The organism is Dyadobacter sp. LHD-138, assembly GCF_030929615.1.
Classification (GTDB): domain Bacteria; phylum Bacteroidota; class Bacteroidia; order Cytophagales; family Spirosomataceae; genus Dyadobacter.
In genome coordinates, this window is the sequence record NZ_JAVFVU010000123.1 from 1 (window position 1) to 705 (window position 705).

Annotated in this window: 2 protein-coding genes; both read right to left on the minus strand. The window is 39.9% G+C overall.

Annotated features, from left to right (window positions below; genetic code table 11):
• Window positions 1-38 precede the first annotated feature (38 nt).
• On the minus strand, window positions 39-473 hold the full coding sequence (locus RB622_RS30205; protein WP_308050571.1) for a hypothetical protein: 435 nt from the start codon (window positions 471-473) through the stop codon (window positions 39-41).
• Window positions 431-705, minus strand: a 275-nt coding sequence (locus RB622_RS30210; RefSeq protein WP_308050572.1) for a hypothetical protein, incomplete at its 5' end; no start/stop codon positions are given. The genes RB622_RS30210 and RB622_RS30205, both read right to left, overlap by 43 nt.

Genomic DNA, 705 nt, shown 5'->3' on the forward strand with positions numbered 1-705 from the left:
GGGTGACCGGGGCTCTGAATTGATATCGAACGTCAAAGCTAAACACTCATAGCCTTGACTATTAACTTCTCACGTAAAAGCTGTGTGATAAAAAAAGCAATTATGCCTATCAACGATATCCACTCCTGATACTTGATCACCCAATAGATAAAAGGGCTGCTGACAAGCAGCCACTCTAATAGTAACTTTTGTTTGAGTAACTTTTGACTCCATACGATAAGCAAAAGATCTGCTACGATCAACGAGATTATAAACAAACCCCAGAACATCATTCCGTAGAGACAAATTAATATCAAGCCAGCTACGACCGACTGAAAAATATTATAGTTCAGATTGCTGTCAGAATGATTTAAAATAACAGCGTAGAAAAGAGTAACTATAAAGACTCCCAATATATTGATCCAATTCGTGGTTAGTATTTTCATGATATCTATGGTTGTGTTGTTGGCTTTTGACGGTTCAGATCGTTCCATTCGGCTACGGTATAGGTTGTTTTTCCCTGCTGAACACCGGTAAATCCACCTTTACCATCCATTGTTACCGTAAAATTCGCTGACATCATGGATCTGTTATTGTCACCGGGCAGGCTTGAATATGGATTCCCATTAGCCGGGCTAACACCTATAAACAATTGGTTACCATTGGTATCTCCAATAAGTGTTTCTGCTGACGGGAATGCATCACCTGTCTGGACTGCACTAACAT